Origin of the sequence: Martinezella calliandrae, assembly GCF_030272695.1 — a bacterium.
In the GTDB taxonomy this organism is placed as follows: domain Bacteria; phylum Pseudomonadota; class Alphaproteobacteria; order Rhizobiales; family Rhizobiaceae; genus Rhizobium; species Rhizobium calliandrae.
The window spans coordinates 1-14,763 of record NZ_JARFYN010000044.1 but is presented as its reverse complement, the minus strand read 5'-3'; the positions used below and the strand labels follow the sequence as shown (position 1 = coordinate 14,763).

Annotated in this window: 16 protein-coding genes and 1 pseudogene; 11 read left to right on the top strand and 6 right to left on the bottom strand. The window is 58.9% G+C overall.

Annotation, left to right across the window (positions count from 1 at the left end; all coding sequences use genetic code 11):
- Window positions 1-21 precede the first annotated feature (21 nt).
- Genes PY650_RS26305 through PY650_RS26290 form a run of 4 tightly spaced genes read left to right on the top strand, consistent with a single transcriptional unit; the run spans window position 22 to window position 2,596 of the window.
- Window positions 22-327 carry a BufA1 family periplasmic bufferin-type metallophore gene (locus tag PY650_RS26305; RefSeq protein WP_285882527.1) on the top strand — a complete coding sequence of 102 codons (306 nt, stop codon included), beginning with the start codon at window positions 22-24 and terminating at the stop codon, window positions 325-327.
- A 37-nt stretch (window positions 328-364) separates the two neighbouring features.
- Window positions 365-1,297: an MNIO family bufferin maturase gene (bufB, locus tag PY650_RS26300; protein WP_285882526.1), complete on the top strand. Its 933-nt coding sequence runs from the start codon at window positions 365-367 to the stop codon at window positions 1,295-1,297.
- Between the two features lie 16 nt (window positions 1,298-1,313).
- Window positions 1,314-2,084, top strand: coding sequence for an HvfC/BufC N-terminal domain-containing protein (locus PY650_RS26295; protein ID WP_285882525.1), 771 nt, complete (start codon window positions 1,314-1,316; stop codon window positions 2,082-2,084).
- Between the two features lie 2 nt (window positions 2,085-2,086).
- The gene (locus PY650_RS26290; protein ID WP_432761587.1) at window positions 2,087-2,596 is read left to right on the top strand and encodes a DoxX family protein; all 510 of its coding nucleotides are present in this window, start codon (window positions 2,087-2,089) and stop codon (window positions 2,594-2,596) included.
- 680 nt (window positions 2,597-3,276) lie between these two features.
- Here PY650_RS26290 and PY650_RS26285 read toward each other — a convergent pair.
- The gene (locus PY650_RS26285; protein ID WP_285882523.1) at window positions 3,277-3,600 is read right to left on the bottom strand and encodes an ArsR/SmtB family transcription factor; all 324 of its coding nucleotides are present in this window, start codon (window positions 3,598-3,600) and stop codon (window positions 3,277-3,279) included.
- 115 nt (window positions 3,601-3,715) lie between these two features.
- Here PY650_RS26285 and PY650_RS26280 point away from each other — a divergent pair, with 115 nt between their 5' ends.
- A complete protein-coding gene (locus tag PY650_RS26280; RefSeq protein ID WP_285882522.1) occupies window positions 3,716-4,888 on the top strand; it encodes an MFS transporter in 1,173 nt (390 codons plus the stop codon).
- 115 nt (window positions 4,889-5,003) lie between these two features.
- Here the strand turns inward: PY650_RS26280 and PY650_RS26275 are convergent.
- Window positions 5,004-5,583: pseudogene (locus PY650_RS26275) on the bottom strand (TetR/AcrR family transcriptional regulator).
- Between the two features lie 97 nt (window positions 5,584-5,680).
- Here PY650_RS26275 and PY650_RS26270 point away from each other — a divergent pair.
- Together PY650_RS26270 and PY650_RS26265 are read left to right on the top strand one after the other, a co-directional pair.
- The gene (locus tag PY650_RS26270) at window positions 5,681-6,124 is read left to right on the top strand and encodes a hypothetical protein (RefSeq protein WP_285882521.1); all 444 of its coding nucleotides are present in this window, start codon (window positions 5,681-5,683) and stop codon (window positions 6,122-6,124) included.
- Between the two features lie 201 nt (window positions 6,125-6,325).
- A complete protein-coding gene (locus PY650_RS26265) occupies window positions 6,326-7,333 on the top strand; it encodes an alpha/beta hydrolase (RefSeq protein ID WP_285882575.1) in 1,008 nt (335 codons plus the stop codon).
- Between the two features lie 74 nt (window positions 7,334-7,407).
- Here the strand turns inward: PY650_RS26265 and PY650_RS26260 are convergent, their stop codons facing one another.
- The 3 genes from PY650_RS26260 to PY650_RS26250 form a co-directional block, all read right to left on the bottom strand.
- Window positions 7,408-7,869 carry a hypothetical protein gene (locus PY650_RS26260; protein WP_285882520.1) on the bottom strand — a complete coding sequence of 154 codons (462 nt, stop codon included), beginning with the start codon at window positions 7,867-7,869 and terminating at the stop codon, window positions 7,408-7,410.
- Between the two features lie 27 nt (window positions 7,870-7,896).
- Window positions 7,897-8,070 carry a hypothetical protein gene (locus PY650_RS26255; protein WP_285882519.1) on the bottom strand — a complete coding sequence of 58 codons (174 nt, stop codon included), beginning with the start codon at window positions 8,068-8,070 and terminating at the stop codon, window positions 7,897-7,899.
- A gap of 149 nt (window positions 8,071-8,219) precedes the next feature.
- Window positions 8,220-10,628, bottom strand: coding sequence for a glucan 1,4-alpha-glucosidase (locus PY650_RS26250; RefSeq protein ID WP_285882518.1), 2,409 nt, complete (start codon window positions 10,626-10,628; stop codon window positions 8,220-8,222).
- Window positions 10,629-10,788: 160 nt separating this feature from the next.
- Between PY650_RS26250 and PY650_RS26245 the strand changes: the two genes are divergently transcribed.
- The gene (locus tag PY650_RS26245; protein WP_285882517.1) at window positions 10,789-11,532 is read left to right on the top strand and encodes an ROK family protein; all 744 of its coding nucleotides are present in this window, start codon (window positions 10,789-10,791) and stop codon (window positions 11,530-11,532) included.
- Window positions 11,533-12,271: 739 nt separating this feature from the next.
- Window positions 12,272-12,439, top strand: a complete 168-nt coding sequence (locus PY650_RS26240) for a hypothetical protein (RefSeq protein ID WP_285882516.1) — start codon at window positions 12,272-12,274, stop codon at window positions 12,437-12,439.
- 258 nt (window positions 12,440-12,697) lie between these two features.
- Here the strand turns inward: PY650_RS26240 and PY650_RS26235 are convergent, their stop codons facing one another.
- Window positions 12,698-13,489 (bottom strand): LytTR family DNA-binding domain-containing protein, encoded by a 792-nt coding sequence (locus PY650_RS26235; protein WP_285882515.1) that lies wholly within the window; start codon window positions 13,487-13,489, stop codon window positions 12,698-12,700.
- A 90-nt stretch (window positions 13,490-13,579) separates the two neighbouring features.
- Between PY650_RS26235 and PY650_RS26230 the strand changes: the two genes are divergently transcribed.
- Window positions 13,580-13,852, top strand: coding sequence for a hypothetical protein (locus PY650_RS26230; RefSeq protein WP_285882514.1), 273 nt, complete (start codon window positions 13,580-13,582; stop codon window positions 13,850-13,852).
- A gap of 41 nt (window positions 13,853-13,893) precedes the next feature.
- Entirely contained in the window at window positions 13,894-14,655 is a 762-nt protein-coding gene (locus tag PY650_RS26225) for an alpha/beta hydrolase family protein (RefSeq protein ID WP_285882513.1), read from the top strand.
- Window positions 14,656-14,763 lie beyond the last annotated feature (108 nt).

The window sequence follows — 14,763 nt, the reverse complement described above, 5'->3', positions numbered from 1 at the left end:
CTATCCAATATGGAGATCTTCATGTCTGTCAAAACTGCAATTTCATCCGTCGTGCTTGCCGGCGCTGTTACGACCGCACTTGCGTCGATGGTCAGCGCTGCGCCGCTCACGAAAGCAGAGGCCAGCGCCGCCGTCGCCGCTCACAAGGAAAAGTGCTTCGGCGTCGCCCTCAAGGGCCAGAATGATTGCGCTGCTGGTCCGGGCACGACCTGCCAGGGTACATCGACGGTCGATTTCCAGGGTAATTCCTGGAAGTTCGTGCAGGGCGGCACCTGCACGTCGATCAAGCTGCCGAACGGCAACCACGGCTCTCTGAAGGCAATCTAACTCGCAAGCCACCAGAATTGGAAAGCGGAGAAGAACGATGAAACAGACCCACACTGCCATGGACGCGTCACCGAACACGGCGCTTCCTCTCCGCTTTCCGACCCATCCGATCGCAGGTCTGGCGGGGACAAGCTTCAAGCACGAACATTTGCCGGCAATCGTCGCCGACGGACCGCAGAGAGGCTTCTTCGAAGTCCACGCCGAAAATTATATGGGTGCCGGCGGACCTCCGCTGAGGATGCTCGAACAGATCCGCCGTGATAGTCCGGTATCGCTTCACGGCGTCTGCATGTCGATCGGCGGACCTCAGCCGCTCGACAAGGCGCATCTGGAGCGATTCCGCTCGCTCGTCGAGCGCTACGAACCTGCCCTTGTGTCAGAGCACCTTGCGTGGTCGACCCACCAGACGACTTATTTGAATGATCTTCTTCCCCTCCCTTATACGCCGGAGAGCCTGGCGCGAGTATGCGAGCACATCGACGAGGTCCAGGAAGCGATCGGACGCCCGATCCTTCTCGAAAATCCGTCCACCTATGTGACCTTTAGAGAATCGACGATCAGCGAGACCGATTTCATTCGATCGATCGCCCGGCGCACCGGTTGCGGGCTGTTGCTCGACGTCAACAACGTCTTTGTCTCCGCGACAAACCACGGCTTTTCAGCACTGGATTATCTTTCGGATTTTCCGCTTGCTGCAGTCGGCGAGATCCACCTCGCAGGCCACGCCGAGCAGTCCGATGATGAAGGCGATCTCCTTTTGATCGACAGTCACGATGGCCCCGTCGCGGATGCAGTGTGGAAGCTCTATGAGATCGTGATCAGCCGCCGCGGCCCTATCCCGACATTGATCGAATGGGATAGCAATATACCCGATTGGCCGATACTCCGTGGCGAGGCAATTGCAGCCCAAGCGATCCTGGATCGCTTCAGTTCCATAGCATTGCCGGATCACAGCCATGTCGCAGCTTAAAATTGTTCCCGCGGGTATGACGCCGCTCGCCTACGCGGAAACGTTCGCGCCAGCCCTGACCAACCCCGACATCGAAACACCGGTGGGTATCACGGGCCCAAACGGCAAACAGGCAATCAAACGTTTCAACGTCTATCGGAACAACGTCACGGTGAGCCTTATTAACGCCCTTGCCGGAATTTTCCCGGCGGTTCGGCGCCTTACCGGCGACGAATTTTTCCGTGCCATGGCGCGCTTTCATCTACGCGCCGCCCCGCCGACTTCGCCGCTGTTGTTCGAATACGGCCATGATTTCCCGGACTTCATCGCCCAATATGAGTATGCGCAGTCGGTGCCTTGGCTTGCCGATGTCGCGAGGATCGAACGCGCTTGGCTGGACGCCTATCATGCCGCAGACGTCGCGGCACTGGCTGCTGAAGCACTAGCATCAGTACCTCCAGAGCGCCTCGCTGATCTGGTGTTCGAACCACACCCTGCAACGAGGATCGTGTGTTCTGAGTATCCTGCCCTGACTATTTTTGCGGCCAATCGCAACGGGGATCCTGTCGATCCAATCGAAACCTTCGAACCGGAGAATGCACTGATCACACGGCCCGGCATGGACGTAATGGTCCGTCACCTGCCGGACGGAAGCGCGCTCTTCCTGCTCCAACTCATTGCCGGCGAACCACTCGGTGTCGCCGCGGCTAAGGCAGTCGATGCCTGCGCCTCTTTCGACATCTCGACCAGCGTAGCGGGGATGATCGAGGCCGGGGTGTTCACATCCATCAATCTGGGAGACGCATGATGATGATGACCACACAACCTTCCTTCAAAGACAGGCTTCAGCCGGTCGTCTCCCTTGTTGCGACGGCCAAGAAGCTCGTCATGACGGTTGCTCGTCCCACCTTCGTCCAGGCCGTCATGCGTCTGGCACTCGCGGTTCCCTTCTGGAAATCCGGCATTTTGAAATGGGACGGGTTTCTGCAGTTGAACGACACGGCTGTAACTCTGTTTACCGACGAATTCATGTTGCATTTGCCAGGCGGCCCCTATCCCTATCCCGCGCCGGTAACTATGGCGTTCCTGTCCGGCTGCGCGGAAATCACCTTTCCGATCCTATTGGTGCTAGGGCTCGCCACACGCTTTGCGGCGACTGGCTTGTTGTTCATGACGCTGATCGTCGAACTCACTGTACCGGACGGCTGGCCAATCCATATTACCTGGGCAGCGATGGCGCTTTCACTCATGGCCTGGGGACCCGGAAACCTGTCAGTCGACCATTTGCTTTCGCGCCGGTTTAATTATCCTGCTTCTTGATAAGGCGTTGCCAGCCGTCTCGGTTTGTATTGACCAAAGGTCCGTTGGCTGACGACACGTAGATCGGTCGGGCTCGGTCCGGGCGATCTATTTCCAGCTTATCTGACCGACTTGGTGTTCCAGGTACGAGACGCGTCGAGGGCCGGCTCGCAAACTTTATCGCGGATGACAAAACGAAGCTCTGATCCTACGACCATGCTAAACACGGACAGTGCGGTCGCCCTTTTGGACGCGATGGCCAATCCGCTCCGCCTGACCATTTTGCTTATCCTTTGCGAGAGGGAACGTTACCTAGAGATATTTGCAGCCTCACCGGATATAGACAGTCAATCGTTTCGCGCCATCTGGCGGCGCTCCGAATGGCCGCGGTGGTAGCGGCTCGTAAGGATGGCCAGTATGTCTTCTATCGATGCGATAGTGTTGCGGTCGGGCGGATGCTGAGCGTGATCGACGAGATACTCCCTGAAATGCCGCTGAACCGCCCCCGGGTTTGCCGGAGGCCATTTCGCTTAAGTAATGCGGCCATAGCTGACGCGTCCAGCGTGGTGTAAAACTCTCCCCGGTTTCGGCTGGAAGAATATTTCCGATGGGCTCGACAATTCGCCGGTGGTTGCACCGACAACCCATTCCAGGGTAGCGAACTCGACCCGTCGTCGAAACCTCAATGCTTTGCACCACCTTCAGGCTTTAGATTTGCTCCGTGGCGCAGCCAAGAGAATGGCGGTCATAAGACCAGGAAATCTTGCCTCGAGATCGTCCAGGCGCAACGAAATCAGCCGCTGCGTTCCTTCGACTCTCGTCGACGTGATACCTGCTTCGCGCAACCGGCCATAATGATAGGTCAAATTGGTCTTCGAGCCAAAATCCAAAAAAGCCGAACATTTCTCTTCGCCCAACTCAGCGAGCCGAAGCACAATATCACGTCGTGTCGGGTCGCTCATTGCGTCCAGCACTGCCGAAAGGTCGATCTGTTCGATGGTGGGGTGATAGATTTCCTTGGCCATGCCTCATATTAGAAACCTTTTTCATTTAATTCAATAGTTGTTGGACTACTTGACAGTGAGGCGCAATCGGACGCATATGTTCAATAATCCTTGAACATTGGAACAAAATCCTGCTATGTACCGCACTTTGATATGGTTGGCTCTTGGAGCATTCGCGATCGGCACTGAAGGTTTCATGATCTCGGGTATTCTTCCAGGGATGGCGCACGATCTGGGTGTGTCGATTGCTGCGGCCGGTCAATTGGTTACGATATTCGCATTTTCCTATGCGGTCGGGTCGCCACTGATTGCCGTTGCGACCGCCAACGTTCCGCGAAAAGTGCTTCTGATCGGCGCTATGGCTGCGTTTACTCTGTCCAACTTGGCGGCCGCGTTTGCTCCCGGTTATGCGGCACTTGCCGTTGCGCGCATCCTGCTCGCGCTTTCCGCAGGAACATTCATGCCAGCCTCGGCCGGTTACGCCTCTATGACGATTGCGCCAGATCGGCGGGGGCGCGCGCTATCATTTATCTATAGCGGCATGACGATTGCGCTTGTGCTGGGGGTGCCGATGGGAACCTTGATCGCGGCCCGGCTCGACTGGCGCGCGACGTTCATCGGCGTGGCCGCTCTTGGTGCGGTCGCTTTGGTCGGCATCATCGCCAAGTTGCCGCGCTCGCCCAGCCCTCCGGCCATCAGCCTCAGCCGGAGGCTGGCTGTCGCTCGGCGACCCGATGTTCTGGCGGTGCTGCTGTTGACAGTCCTCGTCCTGATCGGGGCGTTTACTGTCAACACCTATTTCGGCGCCTACCTTGAAACTGTGTTCAAGATATCGCCGCAGGGCGTGGCGTTCACGCTTTTTGTCATCGGAGTCGCAGCTGCGACCGGCAATACCATTGGCGGACATGTTGCCGACCGATGGGACAAGCGCCAGTTTCTAATTCTGGCGACAGCGATGATGGCCGTATCATTTGCGGCGCTATCCTTGCTTGCGACCTTCGCTCCGGCGGGCTGGGCCTTTTCAGGGGTCGTGGGCGCCATCACGATCTGGGCGCTCTTTGGTTGGTCGTTGCCGGCGGTGCAGCAGGTCAGACTTCTAGTGATCGATCCCCACCTGGCGCCGGTGACGTTGTCGCTGAATTCCTCGGCCATATATCTAGGGGCTGCAATCGGCGCTGTAATGGGGGCGGCGACGGTCCAATGGACCTCGTTGGCGATGATTGGCATGGCGGGTGCAATCTTTGAATTGGCCGCTCTTGGATTTCTTCTCCTTGGCAGACGCTCGGCGCAAGTGATTGTGCCGACATAGCGATCGATTTCGGACGCGCCCGGCGACAGCCAAAACGTCCAAGACCGCGAGTCGCCAGAAATGGCCTATGATTCCAGGCATCGGTAATGGTTTTGTCGGTGAGCCTGTAACCAACTCAATCTCGATCCGCCAGAAACCCTTCGGCCATTAGCCGGAAAGCCTCAATGGCTTTCGGCAAGACGATCTGCGGATCGTCGCTGGCGGCAACCCATAGGGCGGCATTGAAAGCCGCGCCGCTCAAAAGGCGTGACGCAGCTTCGAGATCGACCGGCTTCATGACACCGTCAGCGATCAAATCGGCGACTGCTAGCTTCGTTATGCTCAGGCAGGCATTCTGGCTGGGCCACCTTGAAGGGTCACCCAGAAAGGCAGGCCCGTCCAACAAGACGATTCGTCGGACTTCCGGGTCCAGCGCCATCTCGATATATGCACCGCCTTCAGCCAGCAGCCTGTCCCATAGGGTTGCCGCTGCCGCCGCTATCTGTTGCGCGCGCGGACATCTCGCCATCGACTTGGGCAACGACAGCAGCAAGCAGTCCTTTCTTGTCGCCAAAGCCATGATAGAGGGCCCCACGGGTAAGACCATCTTGTGAAGTGAGTTCATCCATCGATGCGTCGGCAGCGAACGCCTTACGTGCGGCCTGCTCGGCCGCTTCGCCGAGATTGACGCTGATATCAATGAGGAAGACCAGGATCGGCTTTTTCGGCAGAAAATAGTGCCGGGGCTCAATCCGCTGACGGTGTCACCTGCGTGCAATCGATTGGAGATAATGAAATGGTCGGATCTTTGGTTTGGCTTCTGCATTTATCGAGGTTGAGATGAGTAATCGGGCAAATAAGATACTTCCCCACCACCGGTTTTCGCATTCTCTCGGAGCGCCTCTGGCTCGGGTGCAGGGAGAGATAGCGCATGTGTTCGAGGCCCCTGAGAACCACCACGGTGCAAACCATCAGCATTTCACGGTGAAGATCGAAACGGTCCTGAAGTTTGAAGGCGGCGATGGCGACATCAATGGCCAGACAGTCTTCGTTGCCGTGCGTTTCGGCGACAACGAAGGCCTCGACCATGAAATTGCCGATCTGAAAGCAGGCGAACCGATCGAGCTGCAGGGCGAGTATATTTCCATCGCCTCAGCCTATCCCACTGAAGATAATAGCAACCCGGTACTGCCGGTTCTCCACTTCACGCACCATCCTGTGGGTTACGTGCTGTATGAAGGGGTGCACTACAGCTGACGCCAGGCGTTCGCCTCCGATCTCGACCCCTCCGATCTCGACTTTGGGCACTGGTCGTCGGCCAGGGGCCCGATGGCGGTATTTCCTGTCGTGCTAACCACGCTTGACTCACCCATCATTTTACCGTGGGATTACAATATTGCATCTGGTCTCTGCGGTAGGAAGGCTAATCGTATGAACGAATTTGGGTCACTTCGCTTCATGCGCTTTTTTTTGGCAATTTTAATCGCATCGGCCGCCACAGCCTTTTTTCCGGCATCATCCGCTCTGGCGCTTGATGCCGTAACCCAAGCAAAAGCCTCGAGTGGCCAGATCGAAAAGCTGATCAGAACCCTGCACCAATATTACGACGACGCTCAGAACCTCCGCCAGCGGCGCGCTGCTTTCGAACGGCTCATGGCGTCGACGCCGGATCCGACGCGTGTCCAGATCCGCAATGTCAATGCCAACGGCGTCGAGGCCGATCTGATCTGGCCTGCACGGCTGCATCATCCGATTGGCCGGCGCGCGATCCTCTATCTCCACGGTGGCGGATACTACAGCGGCTCCCTGAGGACGCACCGGAATATAGCGGGCTCACTTGCGAAGGCGGCGTCGGCCGACGTCCTGCTGGTCGACTATCGTCTGTTGCCCGAACACCCGTTTCCAGCCCAGATCGATGACGCTCTTTCTGCTTATCGTTGGCTACTGTCTTCGGAATATAGGCCTGAGAACATAGTGATCGTCGGAGACTCCGTGGGCGGAACCCTGGCCATCGAGGCCACCCTTAACCAGCTTCGCATCAAGGGGCCTTTGCCGGCGGCTGTGGTCGCGATGAGCCCGGTGACCGATTTCGCCGCAACCGGGGCGAGCATGAACACGAACGCCGAGAATGATCCGTTTATGGGCAGGGCCGAACTGGAGGCCATCCGCAACGCCTATATTAGCGACGGGTCTCCCACCGATCCTGAACGATCGCCGCTCTACGCCGATATGACCGGCTTTCCACCACTGCTCTTGCAGGTTGGTTCGCGCGAGACGCTGCTCGACGATACGCGGCGGCTGGAAGACAAGGCACGCAAGGCAGGGGTCGACGTGACCACGGAAGTTTGGCCCGGTATGATTCACCAATGGCAGATCTTCCCGTTTTGGATTGACGATGCGCGCAAGTCGAACGCAAAAGTCGCCGCGTTTGCGATTTCTCACTTTGCGGATCGGCCCAACGAATAGGCATCGCAATCAATGCCCGTGGCAGGCCCATTAAAACCTATCGCGTCGATGACGGTCGTTCATCAGGCATGACGTCAACGCGGCGGTTTGTCGTCGCGCCTTATCTTTTGCGCATCCAGATAGCCGTGCTCGAATGCCTTGGCACGGCTGCTATCTTCGGGATATGGATTTTTTTCGGCTGCCTCTCCCCTTTTGCCGGCTTCCGCTCCGCGCTCGTAGGCGGCCTCATCGTCGTCTTCTGCGTCGACATCACTGCTTAGATTTTTTCGGTCCAGTTCGGGCGGCTTGACCGAGGGACGCGGAATGGGATTTGGCAGCCCCGCTTCAGGTGCGGGCACCGGGGGTAACGTCGGATCAAATTTAACCATGGTTTTTCCTCCGATGGGAAAACGCCATGGCGCCGTCGTGGTTCCCTGATGATCTTGATGCGCCTTGTCACGTCGCCGCTTTTTTGCAGGCAGCCTAGAGCGCAGATGCGCGCCATCTCTAAAACGCACCGCGAAAACGGCTTCGATATCCCCGAGCGCCGCTGACACGGCCTTCGGTTCTCATCCGCAAACGTCTTATCGATCCAACTTGAGGGAAAGCTGGAAGCCACGTGGCAATGGTGGTAACGGCCGGCTGATGTCGACGCGGCGCTTCCAGGCAGCGCGCCGTTCTTGTTCGCGTTCCCGAAGCGCCTTCGAGACCGCTACAAAGGTCATGGCGCGTTCGATGACTTGTTCCGAGTTCGTCATGGATACCTCCATATGTTCACTATATGTTCTCATATTGGATCGAGACAGTCAAGTTGGCGACGAAGTCTCGTGCCCATGAAAACCATTGCGCGCGCTGGCAGAGAGCCGAGCCCAGGGCAAGGCGGCCCCAGATCGAAAGTGGGTCGGTCTCAAACCACGTCGATCTTGAAATCGACGTCTTCCCACCGCTGCTTTTCCGTAAAGAAGAGTGTGAAGACGATCGTTCCCGGGCCAAGCGTCTTCGTCGGCAGGTCGCAAATGTGGGTGCCGAAGCCCGTATCGCGGCACGGGCTGTCGGTGAAGCTTGCCCAGCCGTCCGTAGACCAGTGCACCAGGGCGGGCTCTGAGAGCTCGATGCGGAGGGCACGGCCTGCCGCCATGCGCGCGCGCTTGGCAGTCGGTCGCCAGGCGAAAGGCGCGGGTGCCGGCTTTGCGCCAACGTAACGGGCAAAGGTCTGCGGCGGCATGTCGAAGACTACGCCGTCGCGGATCGAGCGCAGCAGCTTGATGTGTTCCGCATGGGCCCAGACCAGCGGCATGGCGCTGCCGGAGGGACGACCGAGAAAAAGCTCGCGTTCCGGTATGTCGGCGCTGTCCCAAATCTGCTCGGGTAGGAGACCGCCCTCGCTTGCGGAGGCTTCCAGTGCTAAGAGCATGCGCCGCGCCTCGTCCGGTCGCCCGGCCGCGAGTTCATAGTGAGCGCGCTCGCCGGTCAGCAGCGGCCAGAGCCTCCCGACGCCGCTGCCGGCAAAGGGCGCGCCGCCTTCACGCTCGCCATAGCCGTCGTCATTATACCGGTACCAGTAGGGCCCGGCTGGAAGGTCGCACCGCAATTGCGCATCGATCGCCGCAACGGTGCCGAGGATGCGTGGATCGTCGGCGGCCCTGAGGCCGAAGCGCACCAGCGCCAAGGCGTCCGGGCTGAGAAGCAGGTCCGCCTCTAGGACGGCACCGCCATCGTCGCGATTGCGGATCGGGATGAAGTCACGCCCGAGCTGCGAGCTGCCGTCGGTAGCCGAGGCGATGCGCACGTAATAACCCTCGATGCCGAGGCTGCGCGACAGTTCGGTATCGGTGGCGTAAGTCCACTCGTCTATGCGCTCGTTCCAGCCGTCGGCCACTTCGCGCAGATATTGGGCTGCAGCGAGCCGTCCGTCCGCTTCCACCGCATCAGCCGCCGCGAGCAGTCCGGCGATTTCGACTGCGAGCGTGAACGGCGAGTAGCCGGCATCCTCTTCCCAGCGATCCTGCTGGGTGGCGGGGCCGTTTTTGACGATATAGGCCGCAGCCGCTTCGATCATCGGTAGGTATCGACCGCTCTGCGACGCGTCGATCGTGTTAGCGCGCAGCAACATGTCGTAGAGCAGGATCGGAAAGGCGGTCTCGTCCATCTGGATGCCGTGCCAATAGGGCCGGCCGTCGAGCCAGGCATTCTGCACCCAATGGCCGTCCGCTTCTTGGATCGCCGAGAGATAGTCAAGCACGGAGCGCGCATCAGCCTTGGCGCCGGCGGCAAGCAGCCCGCCGGCCGTTTCCACCAGATCGCGTGTCCAGACCAGGTGATAGCCGCCAAGGTCGTCGTCGCTCTTGTTGAAGCCCCACGGAATGGAAAGGCTGGCGATGATGGCGCCGGAGGCATCGTCGCGGTGGGTGGCAAGCACGCCGGTACTGACGCGGTAGCGGTTTAGCTGGCTCTGATCACGGGGCTCGTCTAAGGCAAGCAGGCTGGCCTGCCACTCTCGCCAGCCACTGCGATAATGTTTCAGTGCCGGCTCGATACCCTGTTCCAGGCTAAGGATGGAACGGAAGGCAGCCTCCTCCGGCTGCGTACCGAAGCCGATGGCGATCAGCGCGCGCCCTTCGTGCGCACCAATGTCGAGTGTCCCCGATAGTGCGATATTGCCGGAGGTGGCGCAGCGGTACTCCTCCTTGAGCTTTTCGCCGCGCGACAGCGTTTGCCAGCCATCGGAGAAGCCGACATAGCCGACAGAACGGGCAAGCCAGGGCACCGAGGCGGCAACGGCGAGCGCCCGCCCAGAACCCTCGGCGAAAAGCATCGGTCTACCCTTGAAATCAGCGTACCAGCCGGTGTTATCGGCGCCGCCGTTGACGAGATGCGGCGCCACGAGCGCATGCAGCCGGTAGTCGGAGAGATCGCCGATCAGCGCCTGGAAGCGGACGTCCTGCAGCACCACTTCACGCTCAGGGTCCGAAAATATGGTTTTGGTGATGCGATAGCGACCGTCGCGGGCGATATTGGTGAGGCGGAAAGCCGGAACGCCGTCCTCGATCGCCTGCACGCGATGATCGGCGTCGCGCTTCTCCTCGGAAAAATAGCCGTCAGCCGTGACGATGAAACCGAAATCACGGACACAGGCCATATCGAGCCGCGGCGTGTAGATCTCGTTGATGATGCCATGGCTTGCCGTGAACCAAACGCGGCTCGCCGTGCTGACGGCCGTGCCGACCGCGCTTTTATCACTCGAGGTCCAGCGAGGTTCGATGCCGGGGGCACCAGGCGGAACTATGGAGCCGGGTAGCAGTGTCGGAAAGGCCAAGTGTTGATCCTCCGTTTGGTATTGCGCTCCTCTTCAATGAGCCATCCTGGATTGAATTTAAGCGATCTGCAATACGCCTGGGCTTGACAGCCGGTGTCGATCTTGTGCCCGATAGAGCATGGGAACGATCGAGGGCACTGCCCGGAGAGGAGCGTCAGGCATGGCTGACATAACGGAAACACCCGCAGCAGAGCAAACACACGACCATGGCAAGCCGAAGAAGGGTTCCGCGCCGCCCGCGCGCACCGTGCTTGCCGTCGATATCGGCGGCTCGCACGTGAAGGCGGAACTCAGCAGCGGCGGCGAGCGACGTGCGGTCGCATCGGGGCAGCAGATGACGGCGGCCAAGATGGTGGCGGCGCTGCGCGATCTTACGGCCGACTGGCACTATGACGTTGTTGCCATGGGATATCCCGGTCCGGTGGTCGCCCACCGCCCCGCAGCCGATCCGTTCAACCTCGGGCCGGGATGGAAGAATTTCGATTTCGAAGCAGCCCTTGGTCGGCCGGTGCGGATGGTCAATGATGCGTTGATGCAGGCGATCGGCAGCTACGAAGCCGGTCGGATGCTCTTCCTCGGCCTGGGAACTGGCCTCGGTTCGGCGATGATCGCCGAGAACGTTTGCATGCCGTTGGAATTGGCACATATGCCCTACCGGAAGGCGACCTTCGAAGATTATGTCGGTGAACACGGCCTGGAGCGTCGGGGCAAGGGCAAATGGCGCAAATCGGTTTTTGACGTTGCCGAGCGCTTGGGCGCGGCCCTGCTGCCGGACTATATCGTCATCGGCGGCGGCAATGTCGACCGGCTCAAGGACCTGCCAGCCAAATGCCGGCGCGGCAATAACGACAACGCCTTCCGCGGTGGCTTCCGGGTCTGGCTGGACGACAGCCTACGTATTTGAACGAGAGCGAAACAGGCGAATTTAACGGCATCGACAGCCGAATTGCCGCGCGCGTCATTGGGCCGCCCGAAACCCTCTAGACTAGAACCGCTTCATCCGCTGGAGCGCATGGACGTGTTCAATCAGATCCTCGCCGGCAAGGTTGGTCAGCACGATCGGCTGATGATCGACGCGCTGCATTTGAAGGCACATCGCACCGCTTCGAGCCTGCTTAAAAAGGCTCCTTCCCGCTATCTCGGTCGGACGATAGGCGGCCTTACCACCACTAGGTCGGCAGCAAATCTCACTCCACGCCCCTCCGGACCCTTATTGTAGAAGGGGTTCAGCCGGAAGTGTGAGAGATAAGCAGAGGTATAAAACTATATGTTATTTCTGCGAGCCGAAATAAAATCGGATGCTATCTTGATCTCCAGTCTTGGATTCAATTCAGAGCCGTAAGGTTACGATATGTTGGAAATAATAAAACATGTAAAAAATCACGCATATCTATATTTGTATAGATTTACGCTCATTTCTTCTTTAATTTGTTGTATTTATATTTCAAAAATGCTGGCTTTGTAGCTATTATATTTATAATACTTTGTCTTCCGGGTGCGTTTGTGAAGTATATAATTTATTTTGGCTGTCACGATGAGTATAGGAAGTCTACCAATAAGAGATTTTTTTGGGCTTTTGAGACAGCGCGATTCATTTGGAATGGTTTCCGCAATCTCTAGGATAATAATTGGGGGGATTGGCAATGACTGACAATAACAGCGAAAATAATCAGAAAATTAGACGCAACTGGGAGTCGTTTTGGGACGGTCCAGGTTCCGTCTTGAGCGGCCTGACAAAAAATCAGGAGGTATACGGATTTTTCGAGATTGCGGATGCGCTAGATCATGCCAATTTGATTACTACCGGGTGACCGCAGTTGGCGCGATAGCGGATGCGTATGTAGATGCAAACGCGGATGCGCAGTCGGCGGCGATTGACGAAGCTGCTAAACAGGGTTTCGCATATGCTGGAGGATACCTTGGCGGCATTCTTGGCGGGATGATAGGATCGCCCAGCGGCCCTTTTGGTATCGGGGCTGGAGCGGCCGCGGGTACGTATGCTGGGATCAAGATTGGTGGAGCTATCTTCCATTCAGCAAAGAACGCACCCAATTATGATCCCGAGACTTTTAGTAGCCCGTCCAGACCTCGTTCAGTAGCTTTCGGCCCGAACGGCTGACCGGCAGCATCGTATCGTCATTGACGCGGACGCCGCGCCGGCAACCTCGCATCGACGCCTTTTCGGCGAGCTGGCGCGACACCCAATGCGAGCGATGGACACGCACGCCAGCCTCCTCGCCGAGCGCCGCAATCGCGGCCGCGAGATTCATCAGGATCAAGGCCTCGCCACGGTCGGTCCGTACCCTCACGTAATGGTCCTCGGCGCTCAGGGCGAGGATGGTGGCGTTGCGGATCCCGATGGGAAGCTTCGCGCGCAACGCTTGGTCGGAATTCGAACGCGGCTGCTTAAGCGCCTCGCATGCGGCGCTCCCTGTGCGGGATTGCCCGAGCAAGGTCCAGCCGAGGCTTCCGATAGCGAGGTTGGACAGCAGCACCTGGGTGGTCAGCTCGGGATAGGTGACGTGGGAAAGCGCCCGAGGCGCCGATAAGCCCAAGGCCTCGAGAACGATCCAGCCGCCGGCCGGAGCCGTGATGGAGCCAATCGCGAGCATCGCCCAAAACGGCAAGGCGTCGCCGAACCAAAATCGCCGAACGATTTCGCAGAGCGCAAAGACGATTGCGTAGATGCTAATGGCGACCCCGACGAAATGCAAAAGGCGGAGCGGAAGCGTCATGCTGACATAGGTACCGAACGCACCCGTTACGGCGAGCGCCGCCGCGACGACGAGCGGGAGCAAAATGACGGCCGGACGGCGCCACTGACGGGGCACAGTCGCCGAGAGGATGTCGGGAATGGTCACTGGCGAATAAACCTTACCGTTCGCGAAATCGGGCTCGATCTGCTCGGCCGCCCTTATCTAGCAAGATAGCGGCTCATAAGAGGTGCATCAATGACATTCGCGATTTATAAGCAGCTCCGTTCGGCCGCCTTGCTGTTCTTCAGCATACCGATGGTGATGGGCCTGCTCTTCGGCTCAGCGAGAGCGGCCGAGGCTGGCTGGCGGCCCTACGAGGTGCCGCCCTCCATCACGAACCCCGAGAAGATCCCGGTCGCTCTGTACTACCCGACGCAGGCGCTTACGCGCTCGATCATAGTGGGGTCGTCACGGTCCACGCGACCCCCATGGCTGCTCCGGAGGCAAAGACCAAAGGCCTCATTGTGATCAGTCACGGGACCGGCGGTTCGGAATTCGGCCAAAGCAGCTTGGCCGAGGCCCTCGCGCGGGATGGCTATTTGGTGGCGGCGCTGCGTCACCCGGGCGACAATTACCAAGACGGTTCACTGTGGCAGAAGCCGCAGGGTGTCTACTTCACGGAGCGGCCCCGCCAGGTCTCGCGTCTGATTGACGCGCTGCTTGCGGATCCAGAATGGAGGGACCGCATCGCGACGGATGCCAAAGGCCCGCGGATCGGCGCCGCTGGGCACTCGGCCGGCGGCTACACCGTGGTTGCCTTGGCGGGCGGGCGGGTCGATCTATCCCGGATCGGTGCGCATTGCGCGAAGGACGCCGCGCAAGACCCGATCACTTGCGGCATGGTCCGCGACATTCGCCAAATGCAGGCGCCACTCGTGCTCGAGTCGACCGCCGATCCGCGTATCCGCGCGATCGTCGCCATGGCGCCCGTCGGCGTCATATTCACGGAGCAATCCCTGAGGGCCATCACCATCCCGGCCTTGATCTACGCCGCTGAAAAGGACCGCTGGCTGCCGCCGCGCTTTCACGCCGCATGGATCGCCCAGAACATTCCCGGAGCGGCCTATCGCGTCATCGCCAATGCCGGGCACTTCGCCTTCATGAACACCGCCAGCGCCCCGATCCAGACACTGGATGGCGACATCAGCGCCAACCCGCCCGGCTTCGATCGCACGGAATTTCTGAAACAACTCGGCGAAGAGATCCCGGCATTCTTCGATCGCGCGCTCACGCGCGCGCCGAATTTGATCAATAGCAACGCGTCACCATAATTCTTCTGCCTAGTACTACAGTTGCGTTTGATATGAAATCATGATTCACTCTTGGCATTTAGCTGGAGGGAATCTCATGTCGGTCGCAAGCTGGTCTGGATCGGTACT

What these genes read in the sequence shown, in the direction of transcription:
- PY650_RS26230 (WP_285882514.1), top strand. Translation starts at nt 13,580, where the DNA reads ATGACATTCGCGATTTATAAGCAGCTCCGTTCGGCCGCCTTGCTGTTC.
- bufB (WP_285882526.1), top strand. Translation starts at nt 365, where the DNA reads ATGAAACAGACCCACACTGCCATGGACGCGTCACCGAACACGGCGCTT.
- PY650_RS26255 (WP_285882519.1), bottom strand. Translation starts at nt 8,070, where the DNA reads ATGACGAACTCGGAACAAGTCATCGAACGCGCCATGACCTTTGTAGCG.
- PY650_RS26285 (WP_285882523.1), bottom strand. Translation starts at nt 3,600, where the DNA reads ATGGCCAAGGAAATCTATCACCCCACCATCGAACAGATCGACCTTTCG.
- PY650_RS26280 (WP_285882522.1), top strand. Translation starts at nt 3,716, where the DNA reads ATGTACCGCACTTTGATATGGTTGGCTCTTGGAGCATTCGCGATCGGC.
- PY650_RS26295 (WP_285882525.1), top strand. Translation starts at nt 1,314, where the DNA reads ATGACGCCGCTCGCCTACGCGGAAACGTTCGCGCCAGCCCTGACCAAC.
- PY650_RS26245 (WP_285882517.1), top strand. Translation starts at nt 10,789, where the DNA reads ATGGCTGACATAACGGAAACACCCGCAGCAGAGCAAACACACGACCAT.
- PY650_RS26290 (WP_432761587.1), top strand. Translation starts at nt 2,087, where the DNA reads ATGATGACCACACAACCTTCCTTCAAAGACAGGCTTCAGCCGGTCGTC.
- PY650_RS26265 (WP_285882575.1), top strand. Translation starts at nt 6,326, where the DNA reads ATGCGCTTTTTTTTGGCAATTTTAATCGCATCGGCCGCCACAGCCTTT.
- PY650_RS26240 (WP_285882516.1), top strand. Translation starts at nt 12,272, where the DNA reads ATGACTGACAATAACAGCGAAAATAATCAGAAAATTAGACGCAACTGG.
- PY650_RS26305 (WP_285882527.1), top strand. Translation starts at nt 22, where the DNA reads ATGTCTGTCAAAACTGCAATTTCATCCGTCGTGCTTGCCGGCGCTGTT.